Source organism: Pseudoalteromonas sp. JC3, assembly GCF_030291895.1.
Classification (GTDB): Bacteria; Pseudomonadota; Gammaproteobacteria; order Enterobacterales; family Alteromonadaceae; genus Pseudoalteromonas.
In genome coordinates, this window is the sequence record NZ_CP127855.1 from 1,549,843 (window position 1) to 1,571,828 (window position 21,986).

General features: G+C 40.0%; 22 protein-coding genes and 1 pseudogene. All 23 read left to right on the forward strand.

Annotated features, from left to right (window positions below; translation table 11 throughout):
• The first annotated feature begins 286 nt into the window (after positions 1 to 286).
• The 23 genes and pseudogenes from rppH to QSH61_RS06365 all read left to right on the forward strand — a co-directional run bounded on the left by rppH (position 287) and on the right by QSH61_RS06365 (position 21,949).
• Positions 287 to 811: an RNA pyrophosphohydrolase gene (gene rppH / locus QSH61_RS06255; RefSeq protein ID WP_010369331.1), complete on the forward strand. Its 525-nt coding sequence runs from the start codon at positions 287 to 289 to the stop codon at positions 809 to 811.
• Between the two features lie 15 nt (positions 812 to 826).
• Positions 827 to 3,115 (forward strand): phosphoenolpyruvate--protein phosphotransferase, encoded by a 2,289-nt coding sequence (gene ptsP, locus QSH61_RS06260; RefSeq protein ID WP_017218101.1) that lies wholly within the window; start codon positions 827 to 829, stop codon positions 3,113 to 3,115.
• Between the two features lie 47 nt (positions 3,116 to 3,162).
• On the forward strand, positions 3,163 to 3,972 hold the full coding sequence (locus tag QSH61_RS06265; protein ID WP_010369329.1) for a sulfite exporter TauE/SafE family protein: 810 nt from the start codon (positions 3,163 to 3,165) through the stop codon (positions 3,970 to 3,972).
• A gap of 9 nt (positions 3,973 to 3,981) precedes the next feature.
• The gene (gene lgt / locus QSH61_RS06270) at positions 3,982 to 4,794 is read left to right on the forward strand and encodes a prolipoprotein diacylglyceryl transferase (protein WP_206471542.1); all 813 of its coding nucleotides are present in this window, start codon (positions 3,982 to 3,984) and stop codon (positions 4,792 to 4,794) included.
• A 13-nt stretch (positions 4,795 to 4,807) separates the two neighbouring features.
• Complete coding sequence (locus QSH61_RS06275) at positions 4,808 to 4,918, forward strand: thymidylate synthase (RefSeq protein WP_248298657.1); 111 nt, start codon at positions 4,808 to 4,810, stop codon at positions 4,916 to 4,918.
• A gap of 205 nt (positions 4,919 to 5,123) precedes the next feature.
• Complete coding sequence (gene thyA / locus QSH61_RS06280; protein ID WP_206471543.1) at positions 5,124 to 6,038, forward strand: thymidylate synthase; 915 nt, start codon at positions 5,124 to 5,126, stop codon at positions 6,036 to 6,038.
• A gap of 223 nt (positions 6,039 to 6,261) precedes the next feature.
• Positions 6,262 to 6,663 (forward strand): hypothetical protein, encoded by a 402-nt coding sequence (locus QSH61_RS06285; protein ID WP_206471544.1) that lies wholly within the window; start codon positions 6,262 to 6,264, stop codon positions 6,661 to 6,663.
• Positions 6,664 to 6,716: 53 nt separating this feature from the next.
• Positions 6,717 to 8,981: a hypothetical protein gene (locus tag QSH61_RS06290; protein WP_206471545.1), complete on the forward strand. Its 2,265-nt coding sequence runs from the start codon at positions 6,717 to 6,719 to the stop codon at positions 8,979 to 8,981.
• The gene (locus QSH61_RS06295; RefSeq protein WP_206471546.1) at positions 8,981 to 9,715 is read left to right on the forward strand and encodes a hypothetical protein; all 735 of its coding nucleotides are present in this window, start codon (positions 8,981 to 8,983) and stop codon (positions 9,713 to 9,715) included. The genes QSH61_RS06290 and QSH61_RS06295 overlap by 1 nt, the downstream gene beginning before the upstream one ends.
• A gap of 192 nt (positions 9,716 to 9,907) precedes the next feature.
• The gene (locus tag QSH61_RS06300) at positions 9,908 to 11,149 is read left to right on the forward strand and encodes an HlyD family secretion protein (protein ID WP_206471547.1); all 1,242 of its coding nucleotides are present in this window, start codon (positions 9,908 to 9,910) and stop codon (positions 11,147 to 11,149) included.
• Positions 11,150 to 11,167: 18 nt separating this feature from the next.
• Complete coding sequence (locus QSH61_RS06305; RefSeq protein ID WP_206471548.1) at positions 11,168 to 13,402, forward strand: peptidase domain-containing ABC transporter; 2,235 nt, start codon at positions 11,168 to 11,170, stop codon at positions 13,400 to 13,402.
• A 26-nt stretch (positions 13,403 to 13,428) separates the two neighbouring features.
• Positions 13,429 to 13,878, forward strand: a complete 450-nt coding sequence (locus QSH61_RS06310) for a DUF2059 domain-containing protein (protein WP_206471549.1) — start codon at positions 13,429 to 13,431, stop codon at positions 13,876 to 13,878.
• A 120-nt stretch (positions 13,879 to 13,998) separates the two neighbouring features.
• A complete protein-coding gene (locus QSH61_RS06315) occupies positions 13,999 to 14,178 on the forward strand; it encodes a class IIb bacteriocin, lactobin A/cerein 7B family (protein WP_206471550.1) in 180 nt (59 codons plus the stop codon).
• A gap of 9 nt (positions 14,179 to 14,187) precedes the next feature.
• Positions 14,188 to 14,370: a hypothetical protein gene (locus QSH61_RS06320; protein ID WP_206471551.1), complete on the forward strand. Its 183-nt coding sequence runs from the start codon at positions 14,188 to 14,190 to the stop codon at positions 14,368 to 14,370.
• Position 14,371: 1 nt separating this feature from the next.
• Positions 14,372 to 14,524, forward strand: a complete 153-nt coding sequence (locus QSH61_RS06325) for a hypothetical protein (RefSeq protein WP_206471552.1) — start codon at positions 14,372 to 14,374, stop codon at positions 14,522 to 14,524.
• 179 nt (positions 14,525 to 14,703) lie between these two features.
• Positions 14,704 to 14,976: pseudogene (thyA, locus tag QSH61_RS06330) on the forward strand (thymidylate synthase); the annotation flags it as partial.
• 8 nt (positions 14,977 to 14,984) lie between these two features.
• Entirely contained in the window at positions 14,985 to 15,869 is an 885-nt protein-coding gene (gene galU, locus QSH61_RS06335; protein WP_102056446.1) for a UTP--glucose-1-phosphate uridylyltransferase GalU, read from the forward strand.
• 87 nt (positions 15,870 to 15,956) lie between these two features.
• On the forward strand, positions 15,957 to 16,466 hold the full coding sequence (locus QSH61_RS06340) for a hypothetical protein (RefSeq protein ID WP_206471553.1): 510 nt from the start codon (positions 15,957 to 15,959) through the stop codon (positions 16,464 to 16,466).
• Positions 16,467 to 16,565: 99 nt separating this feature from the next.
• Positions 16,566 to 17,147, forward strand: a complete 582-nt coding sequence (locus tag QSH61_RS06345; protein ID WP_010606289.1) for a DUF4402 domain-containing protein — start codon at positions 16,566 to 16,568, stop codon at positions 17,145 to 17,147.
• Positions 17,148 to 17,162: 15 nt separating this feature from the next.
• On the forward strand, positions 17,163 to 17,609 hold the full coding sequence (locus QSH61_RS06350; RefSeq protein WP_010606290.1) for a DUF4402 domain-containing protein: 447 nt from the start codon (positions 17,163 to 17,165) through the stop codon (positions 17,607 to 17,609).
• A gap of 63 nt (positions 17,610 to 17,672) precedes the next feature.
• On the forward strand, positions 17,673 to 18,395 hold the full coding sequence (locus QSH61_RS06355; protein ID WP_017218096.1) for a fimbrial biogenesis chaperone: 723 nt from the start codon (positions 17,673 to 17,675) through the stop codon (positions 18,393 to 18,395).
• 19 nt (positions 18,396 to 18,414) lie between these two features.
• The gene (locus QSH61_RS06360; RefSeq protein ID WP_248298658.1) at positions 18,415 to 21,357 is read left to right on the forward strand and encodes a hypothetical protein; all 2,943 of its coding nucleotides are present in this window, start codon (positions 18,415 to 18,417) and stop codon (positions 21,355 to 21,357) included.
• On the forward strand, positions 21,344 to 21,949 hold the full coding sequence (locus QSH61_RS06365; protein WP_174168524.1) for an SPOR domain-containing protein: 606 nt from the start codon (positions 21,344 to 21,346) through the stop codon (positions 21,947 to 21,949). Before QSH61_RS06360 ends, QSH61_RS06365 begins: the two co-directional genes overlap by 14 nt.
• Positions 21,950 to 21,986 lie beyond the last annotated feature (37 nt).

Sequence of the window (21,986 nt, forward strand, 5' to 3'; positions counted from 1 at the left end):
TTATTTTTATTTTGCTACAGTCAGAGCGGCTTGGAAATCTTATGGCTTTGGATAAATACAAGACTATAAACATAATTATCCACAGAATATGTGGAAAACCTGAGGTTTGAAGTGTGTAATTGTGGATTTGTTCGTAATTTGAACTGAAAAACACTTAGTTATGCACAAGTTGTGGGTAACTTGAGAGTATGCTGAGATAATTTAGGTATAGAATGGAATTAAATTTGCCGTGGCGCGGGAGTTGTGGAACAATCATTAAAAATCGACTTATAAATGAGGCACTAAGGTGATTGATGCCGAAGGGTTTCGTGCCAATGTCGGAATAGTGATTTGTAATAATCAGGGGCAGGTTTTTTGGGCCCGTCGTTACGGACAACACTCTTGGCAATTTCCTCAAGGCGGAATAGATCAAGGGGAAACACCTGAGCAAACGATGTATCGTGAACTTCATGAAGAAGTTGGACTTAGGCCAGAAGATGTTGAAATAGTAGCAAGTTCTAAACATTGGTTACGTTACAAACTACCAAAAAGGTTAATTAGACGAGATTCAAGCCCAGTTTGTATCGGGCAAAAGCAGAAATGGTTTTTATTGAAACTTAGGTGTAAAGATGAAGACGTAGACTTATTACGTACGCATCACCCTGAGTTCGATGATTGGCGCTGGGTTAGCTATTGGTATCCAGTACGTCAAGTTGTATCGTTTAAGCGTGATGTCTATCGTCGAGTGATGAAGGAATTCGCTCCGTTTGCGATGCCATTTGGTAAACGTGAACAGCAAGGGCAAAAGGATTTCTGGCGCACAAAACGATAAAAATAGGAGCAGCAGGTGTTAGCAACGTTAAGATCGATTGCTGAGTCAGTGGCACAGCAAAGTGACCTACAAAGCGCGTTAAATTGCTTTGTTACTATGGTCAAAGATGCCATGCACACTGAATGCTGCTCAGTTTATTTTGCCGATTACAGTCAAGATAACTTTATCCTGATGGCAACGGATGGCTTAAACCCTGAAGCAATCGGAAAATTCCGCATGGGATTTACCGAAGGCCTAGTCGGTCTTGTTGCCCAGCGTGAAGAGCCAATTAACGTTGCCCACGCCCAATCACACCCAAGATTCAAACTGTCACCTGAGGTCAATGAAGAAGGCTACAATGCTTTCTTATCAGTACCTGTTGTACACCAGCGTAAAGTGCTTGGAGTTATTGTGGTGCAGCAAAAGATTGCTCGTGTATTTAGCCATGATGAAGAGTCCTTTCTTATTACGCTTTCAGCGCAATTGGCTTCACAGCTTGCCAACACCGAGATCCAAACTTTACTTCAACAAGATGCAAGCAGTCACAGAACCTCAGTGTTAAAAGGGGTATCAAGTGCTCCAGGTATTGCCTTAGGCGATGGTTATGTGGTGTTACCCCATATTGATTTTGCGAGTATTGAACCACAGCATAGTGACAATATTCAGCAGCAAATTCAGCTGTTTCATCAAGCGGTGGCCGCGACTCGGCAAGAATTCCATATTTTAGCCAAAACTCTGAGTGATGATATTCCAAAAGAAGCGGTAGCTGTGTTTGAGGTTTACCAACAACTTTTGGATGCCAAGAGTTTAGGTAAACAAGTAGAGTCTGAAATACAACAAGGCTGGAACGCGAAAACAGCGCTAAAGCTTGTTATCGAAAAGCTTGTGGCTCAGTTTGATATGATGAGCGACCCTTATATCAAAGAGCGTGCGATTGATGTTAATGATATTGGCCTGCGCGTGCTCCAGCATTTAGTCTCAACTGAACAAGCTGTTAAACACTATCCAGATAATACGATTCTAATCGCCCATACTTTGACTCCAACTATGTTAGCGCAAGTACCAAAAGAAAAGCTCAAAGGGGTCGTCAGTGTGCATGGCTCGGCCAACTCTCATGCCTCCATTCTCACTCGTGCGATGGGCGTCCCCGCTATTTGGGGCATAGAAGACATTCCATTATTACAGTTTGATGGTAAGTCTATGATCATGGATGCGTATTCTGGGCGGCTTTATATTTCGCCTTCGCAAATGTTGGTCAATGAGTACGTTGAAATCAAACGTAAAGACAACATTCTGCATGATAAGTTTGAAGCGGAACATGATTTGCCGCCTATTACACTCGATGGTGAGCGTATAAATTTACTCTTAAATGCTGGGCTTGATCTATCGACCGAGACATTAAGCGCCAGTTATTGCGATGGCGTTGGTCTTTATCGAACTGAGTCTTGGTTTATGCAAAAAGGCCAATTCCCAACACAATCGGAGCAAGAAGTCTGGTATCGCGAGGTGCTATCACGTTATCACCCTGAGCCCGTAGTGATGCGGACTTTAGATATCGGTGGCGACAAAATTCTAGATTACTTTGATATCAAAGAAGAAAACCCATTTTTAGGGTGGCGGGGCATTCGTGTATCGCTGGATCACCCCGAGCTTTTCTTGGATCAAATCAAAGCGATGATCAAAGCAAACGCAGGTCTTGGCAACTTACAGATCATGTTGCCTATGGTGGGTCATAGTGAGGAAATAGATGAAGCGATGGCACTCATTGAGCAGGCTTGTTTTGAGTTGCAAGACGAATGGGCCGATCCTTTTTATACCATCGACCGACCAGAAATCGGCGTGATGCTCGAAGTACCGTCTAGCGTGTACTTGTTACCTGAGTGGTCGAAAAAAATTGATTTTTGCTCTGTGGGCAGTAACGATTTGACGCAGTATTTATTAGCCGTTGATAGAACCAACGCGCAAGTAGCGGATCTTTTTGACCCTTATCACCCCAGTGTATTACGAGTGTTAAACCAGATTGCACAGCAGTGTGAATTACACGAGCTGCCTTTTAGCCTGTGTGGAGAATTAGGCGGTGAGCCTGAGGGAGCAATCTTGCTTATTGCAATGGGGTATCGCCGTTTGAGTATGAATATTTCATCACTGAACAAAGTAAAATGGGTGTTACGTAGACTGAGAGTAACGGATATGGAAGCTTTACTTGAAAATTGTTTAGCACAGCCGTCATCTAAGCAAGTGCGCCGAATTATTAAAGAATTTATGATAGAACATCATTTTGCAGAATTACTCTATACCAGCCACCAAGCAAAGGGTGCTTCTTAAGGCTATTTACGCTACCATTACGGCGCTATAAGAATAAGAGCTTGTTGATGGAAACTATTATACTCATCGTTGTACTTTGCGCTTTGCTCGGCTGTGCAGTTGGCTTTTTGGCAGGTCTACTTGGTATCGGCGGCGGGCTGCTGATAGTCCCTATTTTATCTGTCATCTTGACCAAATTTAATGTTATACCCACAGATCAAGTGGTGTTAGTTGCAATTGCGACGTCTCTCGCCTCCATTATTTTCACTTCGACATCTTCAGCCAAAGCACATCATAAAAATGACAATGTTCCATGGCACATTGCTCCATGGGTGATGTTAGGTGTGGCAGTCGGCGCGTTGGGCAGTGGTTTTGCCGCAGTGATGTTGCCTGAAAAACTGGTCAGAATTATTTTTGTGGTTAGTGTTGTAGGCATTGCATTGAAAATGGCGTGGAGCTCCAGAAGACCGCCACAATCAACCAGAGTTATACCGCAAGGACCGATACTTGCGATGCTAACCTCGGTAACGGGGGCGCTGTCTGCAATGATTGGTATCGGCGGGGGAGCATTAATCGTCCCACTACTGACATTTTTCTCTGTTGATATGAAAAAAGCGATAGGATGTGCGTCTGCTAGTGGTATTGTTATCGCTATCTTTGGCTCCTTTGGCTATATCGCCTCTGGCAGCCAACATGTGGATATTGAACATGGATTTTTAGGTTTTGTCTATTTACCGGCTTTGTTTGGTATAGTGGCAACTTCATGGTTTATGGCGCCTATTGGTGCTAAAGCTACGCACCACTTACCAGTCACAACGATTAAGAAAGTGTTTGCGGCGTTACTCATTGTTATCGCTGGCAATATGTTAATGAATTAAGGAAAGGCTATGGCTTTGCAGTTTCCACAGATAGACCCTGTGATTTTTTCCATCGGACCGTTAAGTGTTCGTTGGTATGGATTAATGTATTTAATCGGCTTTATGTTCGCCATGTGGTGGGCTGGGAAAGAAGCAAAAAAACCAAACTCTGGTTGGAATAAAGACCAAGTTGGCGACCTAGTTTTTTACTGTATGCTCGGTGTGATCTTGGGCGGGCGAATTGGTTACGTGTTGTTTTATCAATTCTCTCATTTTATTGAAAACCCGCTTTATTTGTTTAGGGTGGACCAAGGCGGTATGTCTTTCCATGGCGGTGCATTGGGCGTTATCACGGCAATTATCGTGTATGCGCTTAAAAACAAACGTTCGATTTTATCGGTAGGTGACTTTGTCGTTCCTATGGTGCCTGTTGGGCTTTTTGCTGGTCGTATCGGTAACTTCATTAATGGCGAATTATGGGGTCGCGTAACGGATGTTCCCTGGGCATTTATTTTCCCAACGGGCGGACCACAGCCGCGCCACCCATCACAACTTTATGAAGCGTTTTTTGAAGGGTTGGTATTGTTTGTGATGTTGGTATGGTTTAGGAAAAAACCGCGCCCAGCGGGCAGCGTAGCAGGTCTATTTTTAGCCGGTTACGGTGTCTTCCGCTTCTCAATCGAGTATTTCCGTGAACCAGATGCACATATTGGCTTATATGGTGGCTTTATTTCTCAAGGTCAGATCTTATCCCTCCCTATGGTGATTGCAGGCGCTATCCTTATGGTATGGGCATATAAGCGAGAAAGTAGCAACCCATCTAACGAGCAAGTTAAAAGTTAAAGAGTAGCGAACAATGAAGCAATATTTAGAACTGATGCGCCATGTGCGTGATAATGGCACAAAAAAAGAATTTTGTGATAATGAAAATGCTACTCACGCACGAATGGGTGGTCTTTTGCATTGATATATATGGAAATTGTACTATTATTAAAATTACATAATGTGTGAATCGTTATCTACAATTTTTTAAGGGCTGGTTTGGTAGTCCAAAACACACATAAATGCGAACTAATTACTTTGATATAGGGAATAATTTTTAGATGAAATGGCAAACAATGCACAAGTTACGATAACCTGTATCAATAACAAAATATTAAAAAAGCAACTTAATGAATATACACCCCGAAAAACAATATTTAGATTTACTGACCTTGTTACTAGAAACAGGCAGCGAAAGAGTTGATCGAACTGGCGTAGGTACAAAAGCCATTTTTGGGCATACCATGCGATTTGATTTATCTGAAGGCTTTCCTGTATTTACGACAAAACGTGTGTACTGGAAAACAGCATTTAAAGAGATGCTATGGATGCTTTCTGGTGGCCACAATATCAAAGAGTTGGTTGAGCAAAACGTCCATATTTGGAGTGATTGGCCTTACAAAAAATTTATTGATGCTCAGCCCGAAGGTAGTGCAGATAAATCAATTACGATGGAAGAGTTCGAGCAGCGTATCATTGCTAACGATGAGTTTGCTCGGCAATGGGGTGATCTTGGGCCTGTATATGGTAAACAATGGCGTAGATGGAAAACTGAAGATGGTCAAGAAATTGATCAAGTCTCTCAGGTAATTGATTTATTGAAGAACAATCCATCATCGAGGCGCATCATATTTGACGGCTGGAATGTCGGTGAACTTGACCAAATGGCTCTCCCGCCCTGTCATAAGCATTATCAATTTTATGTTGATCCAAATACCAATAAGCTCTCTGGTGGTATGGTGCAACGTTCTTGTGATTCTTATCTTGGGCTTGCATTTAATATTGCAAATCTAGCCTTTATTACCACGCTCCTTGCGGAGCAAACAGGCTATGATGTCGGTGAAATCGTGTGGTTTGGTATGGATGTGCATTTATATATGAACCACATTGAGCAAGCTAAAAAGCAATTATCACGGGAGCCAAAAGCGTTTCCTAAATTAGTTATAAAGCGTAAGCCAGAGTCATTATTTGATTATACCATTGATGATTTCGAACTTGACGGATATGACCCTCACCCTGCAATACCTGCACCAGTAGCGGTATAAGGTGAACTCAATTTATGGCTGGGCTTGAAACATATAACACTCCTGAGAAATTGAAATCATTTCTTCAGGAGTTGCTCAGCCAGAAAGAGTTACCTACACACAAAGGCAAAATAGCTCGCTAATTGAAAAAACATATGGCTTTCAACATTGTTCTTTATCTAACTATCATGGTTTTGATAAATATCAGTGGTGTAAAAATGTTGTTGATGATTTTGAAAAGGATTTGATCGCAAAAGAAGGCGGTAATATTACAGGGATAAATTTTGAATACGGCACTCCAAAGCGATTTAAAAAGCTATTAGATAAGCTTAAAGATGATATTGATAGCTTGCCTGTTGCCCCTCAAGGTGATAGGTCTGGGCGAATATCGTTCCGAGCTTTTGAAAGAAAGTTTAAATTTCCCACGAATTCTCTTGTAGGCAAAACTGAGTCATGGCAGTGGGCACGCGACATGCTCAATGAGTTTGATGACGAGCTTTACGAGAAGGGTGTTACTGGGACTGTTTGGGAGCGAAAAGTTCCTGATATTAGAAAGTATTTAGAAGAGTTAGACAAGAATCAACAGATACCTATCAATGAGCGTGGAAAGTTAAATCGTAAATCAGTAATGACTGAGTTTGTTTAGCGGCTAATCAAAGCACTAGTGTAGCTGAAACACGTGCACCTAAATTAAAAGTGTTGTTCAAAGAATATGATGAACTCATCAGTCAACAAGACTATTCGCAGTATGCAGGAGACAAATACAAGGATGCTTTGTCAGAAATACTCGAAAACAAAGAACTAGTACTGGATTCTTCATCAAGAGTGATCAGTATAAAATGGTTAGCACAAGAGCTAGGTATTGCAAAAAACACCATCAGAACTAGCCCGAACCTAATGAAATTGATCGATGAACGTACAAAAACGCTCCATCACACTCAGCTACGGGGAGTAACTAGACAATCATTCAATGTTTATGGTGCAACTACACTCAATTTAGGCGCAACGCCATATTCTGAAGTGCATGGCAGGGTATATTCTTTTTCTTCTCTCATCGAATTATATAGTCTCGAATTGGCCGAAAAAATTGGCACCGCATTTATTGCAGTCACTAACAAAGCTGCAACAGGCTCAGTAAAAAATAAGTATTCACGTATTCTTCATTTTTTCGAGTGGTTAGCCAATCCAAAAAATATAGACAGGAACGTTGCTGATTCATTACGCGACAATAAAAAAGTTAATCAAGCTGATTTTGGTAGAGCTTGTATGGCATATCGGGCAGCGCTATTACTTGAAAACCCTAGTATTAACTTAAATACATTTATCATTACTCAATTTGGTGACGCAAGAGTTCTTCCCAAATATACATTTCTAACTAGAGGAAAAGCAAATAAAGACAGAAGCCACAGGCAGTCGATACTTGAAGCTAGCATCAAAAAGGATGAGTTAGAGCGAGTAGAGGAAATATTAACAGATGCAGCAAAATATCGCGGCATCGAAATAAGTCAAGGTAAGGATACGAAAGCCTTTCTAGAAACGTTAATGTTTGAAAAAGCTAAAAAGCCTGACCTACCTGATGATCTTTCTGAAGCTATGCTGGAGATCACGGAATCACGATTGTTAGAAATACGAACTCAGGCGAGTAAAATTTTTAAACAGTGGCAAGTGCTGCACAAAGAAGGAGTCGAGTTACTCGATTTGGCAACTGTCGATTGTGATGAATTTCGCTCAATGTTGGAAAAAAGAGTATCGATTAGTTCCTTTCAATGGTCTCAATACATCAAAGACATATTTCCTATCGACAATAAGCAACTTACTCTTGCCAACCTACTTAAAATTATTAAAACAGTTTACAAAGCTTGTCCTCCAAATTTAGCTACCACTAATATGCAAATGTGGAACAAAAAATATCAACTCTTTGGTGGTATTGAACGAGTTGCCTCTTATCTAGTTCCTACCCGCAAGGCTATTAGCTCTGCATTAACATTATATCTCTGTGAAAGCGGAGCTAACGTTGCTGTCGCCCTAACACTACCTAATGATTGTGTTCGTAAATCAGGCGTTGCTCAACATAAAAAGGTAGTCGGTAAAAAGGACAGATCGTTTGGCAAGCCCATTTACGATGAACTGGCGGTCAAAAGCGATAACGTAGAATGTGTAAGTGCTGTTAATGCGCTTGAGTATATTTGTTCAGCGCAACCTGAATCAGATGATGATACGCTGCAATATTATCAAAAAGGGGCTGTTCAACCACTAACAGAGTTTGCTTTTAGAGATGAGTTTAAAGCTATTTGCAATCATTCTAGTTATTTAAAGCAATTTAGACTTGTTCCTTCAATGCTTAGGCCAACGGTTTTGTTGAATGTTCAATTAAAAGATCCTGCAAATCTTGGCGTTGCACAACTTATTGCTCAACATGAATCAGGTGCAACTACAGAAGGCTATACCAATAAACTTCCCCACCGTATTCAAATGGAAAAAGATATGCTGGAGTTCCAGCAAACGATTGAAGTGGTCATGGTTTATGATGATGAAGATGTGCATAAAAAGCTGAACATGACTCAAAAACAATGGAATGAAAAGAAGCAAAAAGTTGAGAAAACAGGCTGGGGTGTTTTTTGTAAAGATAGAGAAATTGTGACCGAATCAGGTGAAAAGCTTAAATGCGGTGAAGTAGAAAACTGCGTTATGTGCAAGCATGACCATATGCTAGTAAGTGCCGATCCGATATCTATTTCTGACATGATTATTTGGAAGACTGCATTAGACAACAGTGAAGCCGCGTTTACTGCCAAGAATATGAATAGGTGGACTGATGTTTGGGTGCCTTGGCAGGCATTGTTCACTGTGGTTTTAGAAGAGAAAATGACGCGAGGTAAGCTTAGCCTTATCAAGAAACAAGCCACTGATATTGCTGATCAGAAAATGAGCGATGGTGACTTTGCAATGCCGGAGCCTTGGTAATGAGCAATTTAGCTTTATTAGATGTTTTTCAGGCTTCTGATGCTGAAGAAAAATTCAATAGTAATAGGGAAAGCTGGCCTTGGCTTAGTAATATTTCTATTGCTGAAAACATAATTGAAATAACAGATACAGCAGGTGAAAATCGCAGTACATCAAGCGTAGAGCTTGATGTTAAATTACTTGATGGCAGTAAGTTAACGGATAAACGAAACAAGGAGTTTTACTACTTAGTAATTGAGTATGTTGAAGTTTTTCGTCTACACAACCCCGTTATAGGCGCTTCAGTTCATGCGCAGCGGATAAGGTCTCTGTTATCGTTTATTTGTTGGTTAAGTCAATACCAAATCAGGTCGTTAGCAAAAGTAACTAAAACTCATCTTGAAAAGTTCGCAAATGATGCTGCTTTTGGCACAGAGTTTTCTCTCAGCATTCCTGAAAAAGTATTCAATGCTATCAAAAAACAATTACTTGAGGGGCGCAAGTTGCCATTCAGGGAAGCCAATACGTTTAGACGAGCTGAAATATATAAGCAGGTTGGTGTTCATGCTTTACCAATAAGAAACTTTACATATACCGCTAGAGTTTTGGATTGGTATGAGAGTCAGTTAAAAAATGGCTTTAAAGGCGCTGAACTAGAAAAGCTTACTGTTCAGGATGTATTAGAAGAATTAGATCTTATTCCGAATGTTGAAAATGCACTTATCAGGTTTCTTGAACAATATTCGACCAAGTAAAGTGTAAGTAAAGTAAAAAATTAAAATTTATCTACTAATGTTTAAGTTCTTATTATTCAATTTGTTAAGTTCTATTTTGGGGGGAGGCTTACTTTGTTAAATTTTTATAAAAATAATTGCTTGATTATGTGATTTTAATGGGTTAGCATCCTCGATACCAAATATTTAAAGGATTAAATAAATTTTACTTATATGTCGTTATTTAGAAAGGAAGCAATAGAGTCACAACACCAGAAATTACATGGAGATGTATTTCTTACTCAGCCCATAAGTTTTTCTTGGGTAACAGCGTTATTAAGCTCAATATTTGTAGTTTTTATATTCTTTTTATTTTCTACTTCATACTCTAGAACAGAAAATGTTTCTGGTCACATCGTTCCCTCAAATGGCTTAATTAAAATAAAAGCAACTTACTCCGGCATATTGAAAGATATTATTGTTGATGAAGGCCAATCTGTTCAATCAGGTGAAACAATAGCTATAGTTTCACGACATAATAATATGTTAGAAGGTGGAAAATTAGCAGAGCAGCTTGTAAATGAACTAGATCAAAAAAGAAAATTGATAGAGCTTCAAAAACGTATTGATGAAAATCAAGAAACTTCAGAGTATAAAAGGTTATCAGCTCAACAGGTTGAATATGAAAATAAAATTTCTTCACTTGAAAAGCAAATTAGCATTCAAAAACAAATTGAAAGCTCTGAAAAAATTCAACTCGAAAATATGAAATTATTGTTTTCTACAAACTCGATCAGCCAAGTTGACTTCGAGTCAAAACATCAAAGCTATTTAGCCAAAAAACAGCATATCAATCTTCTTGAAGAGAGGTTAATAGAAATAGAATCTTATTTAGAGCAGACAAAGTTGAGGAAGTTAGAGCTACCAGACCTTTACAAAAGCAAAATATTAAACTTAAACATTCAGTTAGCGGATATTAATTCACAACGTGCAGAGTTAGATTCGAGTTCAGCATACGTTTTAACTTCACCTGTTTCGGGGAAGGTAGCAGCAATTAATGTTAAAAATGGAATATCTGTTCAATCACAGTTATCAATCGCAACTATTATACCTAAGAATAGTAAATTAGAAGTGGAGCTATTTGTTCCTAGCAAAGCAATCGGTTTTGTTGAGAAAGGGCAAACAGTCCGTATTTTTTATGATGCATTTCCCTTTCAGAAGTTTGGTTCATATACAGCAAAGATCATTAGCGTGACGGAGACAATTTTAACGCCAGATGATCTTTCCTCACAATTTAATGTTCATGAGCCTGTATATAAAGCTAGAGCAGAGCTTGATCATGAATATATTAAAGTAGGAGATAGACAGTTTGACTTAGATGTCGGAATGAGCTTGAGAGCGAACATTGTTTTAGAGAGGAACTCTTTAATTGATTGGATATTATCACCACTAAAAGCTTTATCAAACAGAGCTTAAGTAGTTCGGAGTGATTTAGTGTTATTAAATATATCAGGAAAACTTAGACTTCCAATTATTCGACAAACTGAAGCGGCAGAGTGTGGCCTTGCTTCTTTAGCAATGGTATCAAACTATTATGGCCATAAAGTAGATCTTGCTACGTTACGCAGAAAATATACTACAAGCTTACAGGGAATGACATTAAGAGCTGTAATGGATGTTGCGGTGAAAATGGAATTTACTGTTAGGCCAATAAAAGCTCCGCTAGAATTAATATCTCAGGTCAAATTACCAGCTATCCTTCATTGGGATATGAATCACTTTGTGGTATTAAAATCAGTAAATAGAAATTCAATAACTATTCATGATCCCGCTAAAGGTATAAGAGAGTTTACTAGAGAAGAATTTTCAAAGCATTATACAGGGGTTGCACTGGAACTTTCACCCTCTCAAAGATTTCAAAAAGTATCGGAAATTTCTAGGTTAAGGTTGTCAGATCTTTGGGGGCGCATATTTGGGTTAAAACATAACTTGATTCAGATACTTCTTTTATCCTGTATTATTCAAGCATTTGCACTTGTAACTCCATTTTATCTTCAAGTTGCAGTTGATGAAGTAATAGTCAAATACGATATTGACTTGCTTATCGTTTTGTCAATTGGCTTTGCGGTATTTACCATAATCAATTTTATCAGCAAAACTATGCGTGGCCATGTAATTTTATACTTTGCTAGCATGCTTTCTTTTCAAATGGCCTCTAATCTTTTCAGACATGTTATGCGATTACCCGTTGACTTTTTTGAAAAGAGGCATATAGGAGATATTGTTACTAGGTTTGGTTCTTTGGAGCCTCTAACAAAAATGCTAACAGAAAGCCTCGTTGCAAGTGTGATCGATGGGATTATGGCTGTTACTACAATTATCTTGATGTATTTGTATAGCCCTAAGCTTGCCACAATCGCTGTAATCGCTCTCATTATATACATGATTATTCGCTTAATTTTCTATAAAAGATTTAGAATTGCTCAAGAAGATGCAATAGCCTCCCATGCAAAGGAAAATACGACTTTTATCGAGTCTATAAGGGGTATTACATGTATAAAGCTGTTTGGAGGAGAGGCAAAAAGGGAGTTTTTGTGGCAAAACCATTATGCAGACAAAGTTAACAGTAACGCTAAATATTCTAAAATGAAAATTTGGTTTGATTCAGCTAATACAGGGATTTTTGGTTTAGAGCATATTATATTGGTATTTATAGCTGCAAATTTGGTGATGTCTGGTGACTTTACCGTAGGTATGATTTTTGCCTTTATGGCCTATAAACAAAACTTTACTGAAAAAGCTTCCTCGTTGGTTGAAACATTAATTGAATTCAGGATGCTTTCTCTGCATTTGGAAAGAATTGCAGATTTAGCTCATGCAGAACAGGAAAAATGTTTTGATACGCCTTTAATAGAAAAAATACCGTTGAAAGGGAGGGTATCATTAGAAGCTGTATCATACAGATATAGTGAATCAACCCCTTGGGTTTTTAGAAATATTAACTTATTTATAGAAAGCGGTGATTCAGTTGCCGTAATAGGTCCTTCGGGCGGTGGGAAAACTACTCTTTTTAAGGTTCTCACTGGGTTATTTCAGCCTGATACAGGAGAGGTATGTTTAGATGGTATACCTGTGAAGCAATACGGTCTTTCCTCGTATAGAAGTCAAGTTGGTGTAGTTATGCAGGATGATGAGCTATTTGCGGGTTCAATTGCGGAGAATATATCTTTTTTCGATCAAGAGATTGATATGGAGTTAGTTGTTGAAGCTGCTAAATCAGCATTGATTTATGAAGAAATAATGCAAATGCCAATGAAATTTGAAAGTCTAGTTGGAGATATGGGGGCGGCTCTTTCAGGAGGCCAAAAGCAAAGGGTACTTCTTGCAAGAGCATTATATAGAAAGCCAAAAATTTTGTTTATGGATGAAGGAACTGCACATCTAGATATAATGACAGAGAAACTGGTAAATCAATCAATTTCAAGTATGGGTATTACTAGAATTTTTATCGCACATCGACCTGATACAATTCGCTCAGCTAATAAAGTTTATGAAATCAATAATGGAGATATACGTGAGGTTTCTCCCCAAGAGAGAGTTCTCCTAGGCATCTCTTCACCTAAGACTAAAGAAAAGAGTACTCCTCAAGCTGCGACAGGTTTAACAAAAAAAAGTGTTAAAGAAGGGCTGGGGCATACTAAAGGAATTAATGCGCCATCATTTGTTTAAATGAATAAAGAGGATATTAACATAGAATGACATCTAAAAATATGGAAACAAGCCAAAATATCGACTTGAAGGGCGATATTGAAAAGTTATTAGGACTTACAAAAGTAAATGTATTGGTTCAACATATTTCAGAAGCTTATCTAGTAAAAGGAAAAAAGTCTATTGAAAGTCGTTCAATGGATGCTGACCCAGAGATACTCAATTCGACCCTAGCGAGGTTTGAAGATGAGTTCCGTAAGCATTTACCATCTTTACTGGAAGATGTCGTGAATTTGTATATGAATATTTTTACTGAAGAACAAATTCACAAAGTCCTTTCTTTTTATGAGTCAAGCACAGGGCTTGCTTTTATGGATGGTAGCAACAGGCTTGAATCAGAGCTTCAAGTAGTAACTCAAAACTGGGCGGAGAAAGCTGGTCAAATAGCTTTTTCTGAAGCGGTTTCTCAGATTGATAAAGAACATAAAAATGCTTAAAGAAAAAAATTTGTTGTTTTTATTAACAACAATCAACCCAGTTTTATTGGGTAGCTAATCTGGCGGACTGTTGATATTTACAATGGAATGCTTTAACAAAACTAAAAAGGAAATGTAAAAATGAATGCAATTGCATTAAATAATCTAAAAATTGAAGAAATGTCACTTGAAGAAGCTGAGCAAGTAAATGGTGGTCGTGTAAAAGCTAGAGCTGCTATTGCAGGCTTTGCTGCTGGCGGTTTATTTGGAGCTGCATTGGCTGTTGGAGCAGTATTAGTTATTGAGTATGCTTTAAGCTAAGAGGTCTGTATGCATACAGAGAATCATTTAGATCAAAAGCTTAACAATATTATTGAAAAACTATTCCCTTTTATTGCACATAGGGAGCTAGCTGAAGATGATAAGGTTGTAGTTACTAGCTTTTTGAAAGGCTTTCTGTTTAGCTTTTTAACCGTTTTATGTATTTATTCAATTAAAAAATTTGGAGGATAATATGAAATTATCAATTGTAGAAATGACAGAAAAAGAAGTAGACTTTGTAGCTGGTGGTCCTTTACCAGTGGTTGCCGCAGCTTTTATTAGTGGTGCCAAATGGGGGTTCGCAGGCGTAGTCTCAATTTATGGTATTTATAAAGCAGCTAACTAAATAGCAGCTTTACTTTATCAAGCCCCTTTACTTTGGGGCTTTTTTTGTTTTTATATTGATATAATCTGTTTTAGAAGTTTAATGAATTTTTGTGGCTAGTATCGATGCTAATTTCATTTTATAATTTGGGTTGCAAAGTGTGCGAAACGATTTCAACTTTAACCCCTAATGTCACAAAACCCTTTAACATCGCAAGTTATGCGCTGTTAACGATGATGATTGCACAAGTTTGTGACTTAGAAGTGGGTGATTTCGTACATACTTTCGGCGATGCCCATTTATACCTAAACCATATGGAACAAGTTGAAGAGCAGCTAAGCCGAGCGCCGTTTGCGAAGCCACAAATGCAGATCAACCCTCAAGTAAAAGACATATTTGGTTTTAAGTTTGAAGACTTTGAACTGGTGAACTACGAATGTCACCCGCATATAAAGGCACCAGTCGCGATTTAGGAACATTTATGAAAGCCGTTATTCCAGTGGCGGGTCTTGGCACCCGCATGTTACCAGCAACGAAGGCCATTCCAAAAGAAATGCTGCCAATTGTCGATAAGCCTCTGATCCAGTATGTGGTAGATGAAGCAGCGGCCGCTGGCGTCAAAGAAATTGTCCTGGTAACCCATTCAAGTAAAAACTCAATTGAAAACCACTTTGATAAAAGCTTTGAGTTGGAAGCAACACTGGAAAAACGGGTTAAGCGTCAGCTGCTAGAAGAAGTACAATCTATATGCCCCAAAGGCGTTACGCTGATCCATGTGCGTCAAGGTGAGGCTCGTGGCCTTGGTCATGCCATCAACTGCGCTGCACCTGTGATTGGCGATGAGCCCTTTGTGGTTATGCTGCCCGATGTATTGGTCGATGACGCTGCATGCGATCTAACAAAAGATAATCTTGCTGATATGATCGCGCGTTTTAAAGGGTCAGGTAATAGCCAAGTGATGGTAGAAGCGGTAGCGCCTGAACTCGTCTCCCAGTTTGGTATTGTGGATTTGGGAGGAGCAGCGCTAGTGCAAGGAGAGTCAGGCGCAATGCAGTCTATTGTCGAAAAGCCTGAACAACAAAATGCGCCTTCAAACTTAGCCGTTGTTGGTCGTTACGTACTTAACAAATCTATTTGGCCACTTTTGGCAAAAACACCGTTAGGTGCTGGTGGTGAAATTCAACTGACCGATGCGATTGCTATGTTGATGGAGCGAGAGCAAGTGGATGCATACTCGCTACGTGGAAAAAGCCATGATTGCGGAAGTAAAATTGGCTATTTAAAAGCGATAGTTGAGCATGCGATGCGAAGAGAAGAGTATTCGACTGAGCTTGCTTCTCTTATCGATTCTATTGCAAAAAGTTAAATGTACCGATATTTGCGGTAAAAGCATTTGGTTATTTACCGCGATTTATGTACCATAGCAGAAAATGGATTTTTGTTATAACTTATTGTGAATATTCAGTTTTTTAAACTTATACTACTCGGCTCTGTAATCACCTTAGGTGGCTGTAGTCATTCAGTTCAGCAGCCCTCGCAGTTAAGTGAGCAACAGCTCAAAAGTATTAAGCGATTGAGCTCGTTAGAAGAGGATCTCTCAAACCTGCTGACTTTGTTAGAGTCTCAAGCTAGCGTCGATAATATCCAAGCAGCATCGACTACTGACATAGAGGTTAAGCGTTATTCCGCCAGTAAACAAAAGGCGAATCAAACGACTGGAATTCAACTCAAGTTGTTTCCAATATCCATCAATTCCATGCCTCAAGTTGAGCAACATCAAGCGCTATTAGCGGCAGTAAAGCGAAAGTTTCCTAGTATATTCTCTGAGGCCGAATTTCGAATTCAAGCATTTGAAATGCGGGATTGGGCAACAGTTTCTGGATTAAGATCAACTCAAGAAGCAAAAATCTACTGTAGACTATTTTCTATCCAAAGCATTGATTGTAGGAGATTAATGCTTTAATTTTTACTAAAGTTTTCCCATTTGGGAACGATAAACAATAAGTCACCAAAAAAATGGCATTGCGGTGATGATAAAAATGACTCCTAAAGGAATTTAAAGATGAAAACACTGATTAAATCTGCGCTTGTTGCAAGCTCTATTTCCGCTGCTTTACTTACTTCTTCAGCAATTGCTAAAGATACTGCCCGTCTTGAAGTTAAAGTAGAAGTTAAAAACTTATTTTCAGCGGAAGCTGGTGATCCGCTTGATTTCGGTATCATTCGAGTGCAGGGTGATGCAGCTGATGTCGCGACGATGAAGATTGAAGCGGATCCAACACTGACCGATCCTGAAATTAAGAATACTGGTGACGCAGTAATAAACCTTATTAGTACAGGTGGAGCAGGTTCTATCAATATCACTGATGCAGCGCCAAACACTGAGCTAACGATTACGGTTCCGGCTGCAACTACGGTTGATAGCGTGGGTAATGCCTCTTTTGATTTAAAGGATTTTGAGTTTTATGTGGTAAGCGGTGCACAACCTAATAGTGAAGTGACAAACAACAAGTTTAGGGTTGATGCAAATGGTGCCGCAACGCTTTCCGTTGGTGCGACATTAAGTACGAAAGCACTTTCTGGAACAGATACGTATGGTGGTGGTGTATACACCAGTAAAGTTGATATCGAAATCGCTTACTAAAACATGTGGCGTTACATGGTACTGGCATTGCTTTTTGCCAGTCACTTGGCCAAAGCTCAAGATATATCGGTCGTTAAGAAATTGAGCTTTGGCACTATTGCGATTATTGACCAAAATAGCGCAGGCACTGTGACAATAGAACCTAATGTTAGGCCACAAACCTCAAGCAATATTCTATTCGTAGAGTTTGGTCATGCGGCAGAAATCCTCTTGACCGATTTTCCTCACAATCGCCAAATTAGCGTCCAATCTACCATTTACAACGACTGGTTTGGATATTGGAATCTTGGTGCATCCGATGCCTTCCAATTGACAGAGCTGTATCACGAGAAGGCGATTTACACCGATAGTGTTGGGTCTGGTGAGTTTAAGGTCGGTGGTCAATTGCGCTTTGCTGGCAATGGTAAATCGCTATCGGATGGAGTGCAAACCTTGAACGTTGAAATAACTTTGTCTTACTAAATTATGAATAAATTAATATTAACGCTGCTTTTGTTTTGTTGCTGTAAAGTAAGCGCCAATCTGATGATCACCCCAACACGGGTTGCTTTCGAAGAGCGTCAGAGAATTGAGAGGGTTACAATCATTAATAATGGTGATGTGACCAAATCTTATCGACTTGAATTTCAAGAGAAGCTAGCACTTAAAGAAGGTGGTTATGCCAACTTTGCCGAGCAAAAAATGAACCCTATGGCTGCAAGCCATTTCATTCGTATTTCACCTAGGCAAGTAACACTAGGGCCTGGTGAGCGTCAGGTAATAAAGCTGGCTGTGCGCAGAAAGGCGAATATGGAACAAGGAGAGTATCGCTCACATTTGCTTTTTAGGGAGCTGCCGAATAATAAAGGCAAGCTGCAAGAAGGTATCAATATTGACGTGCTGATGAGCTATAGCATTCCGGTGATGCTACGAGTTGGCGATGCGAACCCGCAAGTACAGCTTGAGGATGTCATTGTAAGCAACGCGAAAAATGGTCGTCAGGCAATTACGGTACTACTTAATCGAACTGGGAAATATAGTAGCTTTGGCGAATTATCCGCTTATTGGCAGGGGAAAAATGACGTTAAACCGGTGCGGATCGGAGTATTAAATAAGTTTGCCGTATATCCAGAGCTTAATCAAAGGAGTGTAGAATTCTCGATAGACCCTGCAATTAAGCTTGGGCCATCAGGCAAGGTCTTAATCAAGTATGTGGGTGATGAGGAGTACACTGACCGCACCTTTGTAGATGATTCGGTATCTTTGTAGTTTAGGGTAAGCGAACGTAATGAGAGCCCCCGCTATTTGGCGCGCGTTACTAATTGGCATACTATGCTATCAACCTGCTATGGCATCGCAGGTTGATACTTTGCAACAGCTATTAGAACGGGTTGAACGAGTAAAAGCAAAACTTGCGATACAGCAAAGTGAGCGGGTGGTCTCTCGGGTTGATGTTGGTACGGAACTGTTTTTATCCGCTTATAAAGGAAATTTATATTTAGGTGAAGTGATCGCGGTGACGTCGGAACAAGGCGTCAATGTGGAACTCTTGAGCTTGTTTTCAGCTTTGGGCTTTGTGGTATCAGAAGATGTATCAGGAACTTTTGATGGCTGGTTCTTCACACCTGAAAACACCTTTAGTCTTAATGCCAAAGCGCATATAGTTGAGAGCAAAGGGCAGCGAACGCAATTGAGTGATAAGGAGGTTCAGGTTATCAATGGTGAGGTATTTCTCGCCGATTATATCGTTGCGACCTTATTCGATGTGAGCCTGTTTACCGATATACAGGATTTATCTCTTACGGTTAAAAGTAGGCAAATTCTGCCAATAGAAGCACAGCAACAGCGATTAGGAAGAGAAGTTGTCAGGTTTGACCGCAATGCCAGCGCAACATTACCGTGGCGACCAAGTCCTTATCAAAGCATCGGTAAACCAGTGCTGGATGCTCAGATAAATGCGCAGGTGACTGAAGACATTAGTCAGACGTCTTATTCCCTTTTTGGTTCGCAAGACATCGCCTATTGGCAAGCTCAGTATTTTATTGCTGGTAGAGAGGGAGATGTGATTAATCGCTCACGATTATCCCTAAACCGTGCTTCTAAAAAAGCCGATGTTTTACCGTTTGGCAACTTTACCAAGGTATCGCTCGGTGATGTACAGAGTGTTCAAGTTGGAGTTGATGCGCTAAATGAAGAAGGGCGAGGAGTGAACTTCAGTAACGCGCCGTTAGATAGCCGCACTAACCGTCAGCGCATTGTCATCTCAGGTCCTGTTCAGGTAGGGTGGGACGTAGAGCTTTATCGAAATGGCTTGCTAATAGGGCAAGAAAATAATGTTCAATCTGGGCGCTATGAGTTTGAAAATATTGATTTACTATTTGGTGAAAATACCTTTGAACTGGTGATGTATGGAGGGCAAGGTCAAGTATCAAAAGAAGTGCAGACCTATTATGTTGAACAGAGCACCGTAAACGAAGGCGAAGGCTTTTTTGCCGTATCAATTACTGAGACGGGCAAAAGTATACTGGGCGACAAGACTGCGGTATCAGGAGCATCAAGCTGGCAAATAAATGGTCGATTTGACTACGGTCTTACTAAAAACTTTGCGGTGTATGCAGGCTTGCAGCATCGTCAAGGTGTAAAAAATAGCGCCTCAGAACAATACTTTTCTACAGGGTTTAACACCAATATTAATAAACGACTATTACTGGATGTTGACTATAATAAGAGCGAAGCGAACCAACGTCTCTCTGCAAATACTCGAACCCGTCTATTTGGCCAGCAGGTAGGTGCTAAATTTGAGCTAAAGGAAGATTTAGAACGGGATGAAAATGCGACCGAGATAAAATTAACGGCGGCGGGAGATTGGTCTCTTTTTGATGCCGCTAAAATTTACTATCGTGCTGAATACTTTCAGCTTAATAGAGCTAATATAGACACCACCGAGCAAGCGTCGCTACTGTTTAGTACGGGGAATTATTGGGGCACTTTCAGTAACCAATTTGTGTGGCAAGCGCAGACAGATCAAGCCAGCGATGTGAGTGGCTACTTGCGCTGGCAGCGAAGGGTTTTTGGGATATATAGTCGTTTTACTACTTGGTATGATATAAAACCTGCTAATGAAATTACAGCTGCTGAGCTAGAGTTGAGCAAAGCGCTAAGTCCTGAGCTTGATCTTGGCATTACCTTATACAAAGACTTTGCTGCGGAATACTATAAAACCGAACTTGGATTGAGCTGGAACCATGATAAGTTTCGGTTGTTAACAGACTTGCAATACGATAACGATGATAACTGGCAACTAGGCCTCTCTGGACAAGTAAGTATTGGAGCAGGCGAAACCGTAGATCAGGTTTTTTTAACTGGCAAACGCTTGTCGCAGTTTGGCTCTTTGATGATTCGTGCTTTTATCGACCAAAATAATAACGGCTATCTTGACGATGGGGAGTTACCGCTGAAGGGGGTAACTATAAAAGCATTGCAAAACTTTGCACAAGGTAAAACTGACGACGACGGTGTGGCTCTATTACCCGCAATGGTTAATTACAAACGAACAGATATTATTGTTGACAAAGAAACGATCCCTGAACCCTTTTTAATTCCCGCTAATGATGGCTTTTCATTCACTCCAAGACCCGGTCATATTGAATATGTTGAAATACCATTTGTAAACTCGTCGGAAGTTGAAGGTATTGTTGAAATCAATGAGGGTACTGAGCGCCGATCTGCAGGGTTCACCACCGTAAGTTTACTTGATGAAATGGGTAACGAAGTCGCGCGCACTCAGACGGCATATGACGGCTACTATGTATTTACTGGTTTGAAGCCTGGGACTTACCGTACAGCAATAAGTGATGCGAAAAGGCTCGCGGTAGCCAGTACTCAACAGATAGAAGTGGAGTTAAGTGCAGAGGGAGACTTACTGCTTGATGTAAATCACGAACTACAACGACAGCGCGCAACCACGCAAGAGTTTGCTGTAGTTGGACGCTTCAAGACATTAACGATATTAAAAGTGTATGCGGCGATTTTGGCTAAGCGTTATCCCGCGTTATTAAGCGGTGGTTTTGGGTATGCGCAACAAGAAGGCGACGCCACTTATTTACTTATATTAAGAGATGACGCCACACAAAATGCGGCAAATATTTGCCAAAATCTACTTCCCTTCAAAGTTTCTTGCACAGTGGAAGTCTTAACTATTTATGAAAGAGAAAACAATGCAATCAATTAAGTGGCACCTCATTATGCTCAGTTTCGTTGCGTTAAGTGGTTGTCAAGCAACTGCGAGCAAGAGTCAACTTGACTCATTACAAATGAAGAAGCAGATATCTTTATTGGAACAGCAGGTAAGCACCTTACAACAAGAAGTAGAGCAGCTCAGAGCGCTAAAACAGCAGGTTGCTAGGTTTGAAGAAGTGCAGGAAGATTTAGATGTTATTGCGATGCAGCTATCAAATTCGCTTGCAAAGCAAAAGCATGCTGAGCTTTTAGCAGAGCAACCCGAGCAAGTGATAGAGCAAAAAACAAAGCCCACCGAGAAACAAAAACAGCCTGTCGAGATAGCTGAATTCGCAATTCAATTGGCCTCTACAACGGAATATACCAAGCTTAGGCAAACCTACGAGCAACTCAAGGATAAGTTACCGCAAGACTTTGCAACAAGCGAAGTGAATATCGAGCAAATAGATATTCAAAATACGAAATATTATCGGCTCAAATTAGGTGCATTTGCAGATAAGGCCTCTGCATATAAAGGTTGCCAGCAACTTAAGCGTGCAGGTTTAAGCTGTTTGGTTAGCCATTACACCAGTCATCGACTTTAAAACTTGGTGCGTATTTTGCATTTTATCCAATAAGTTT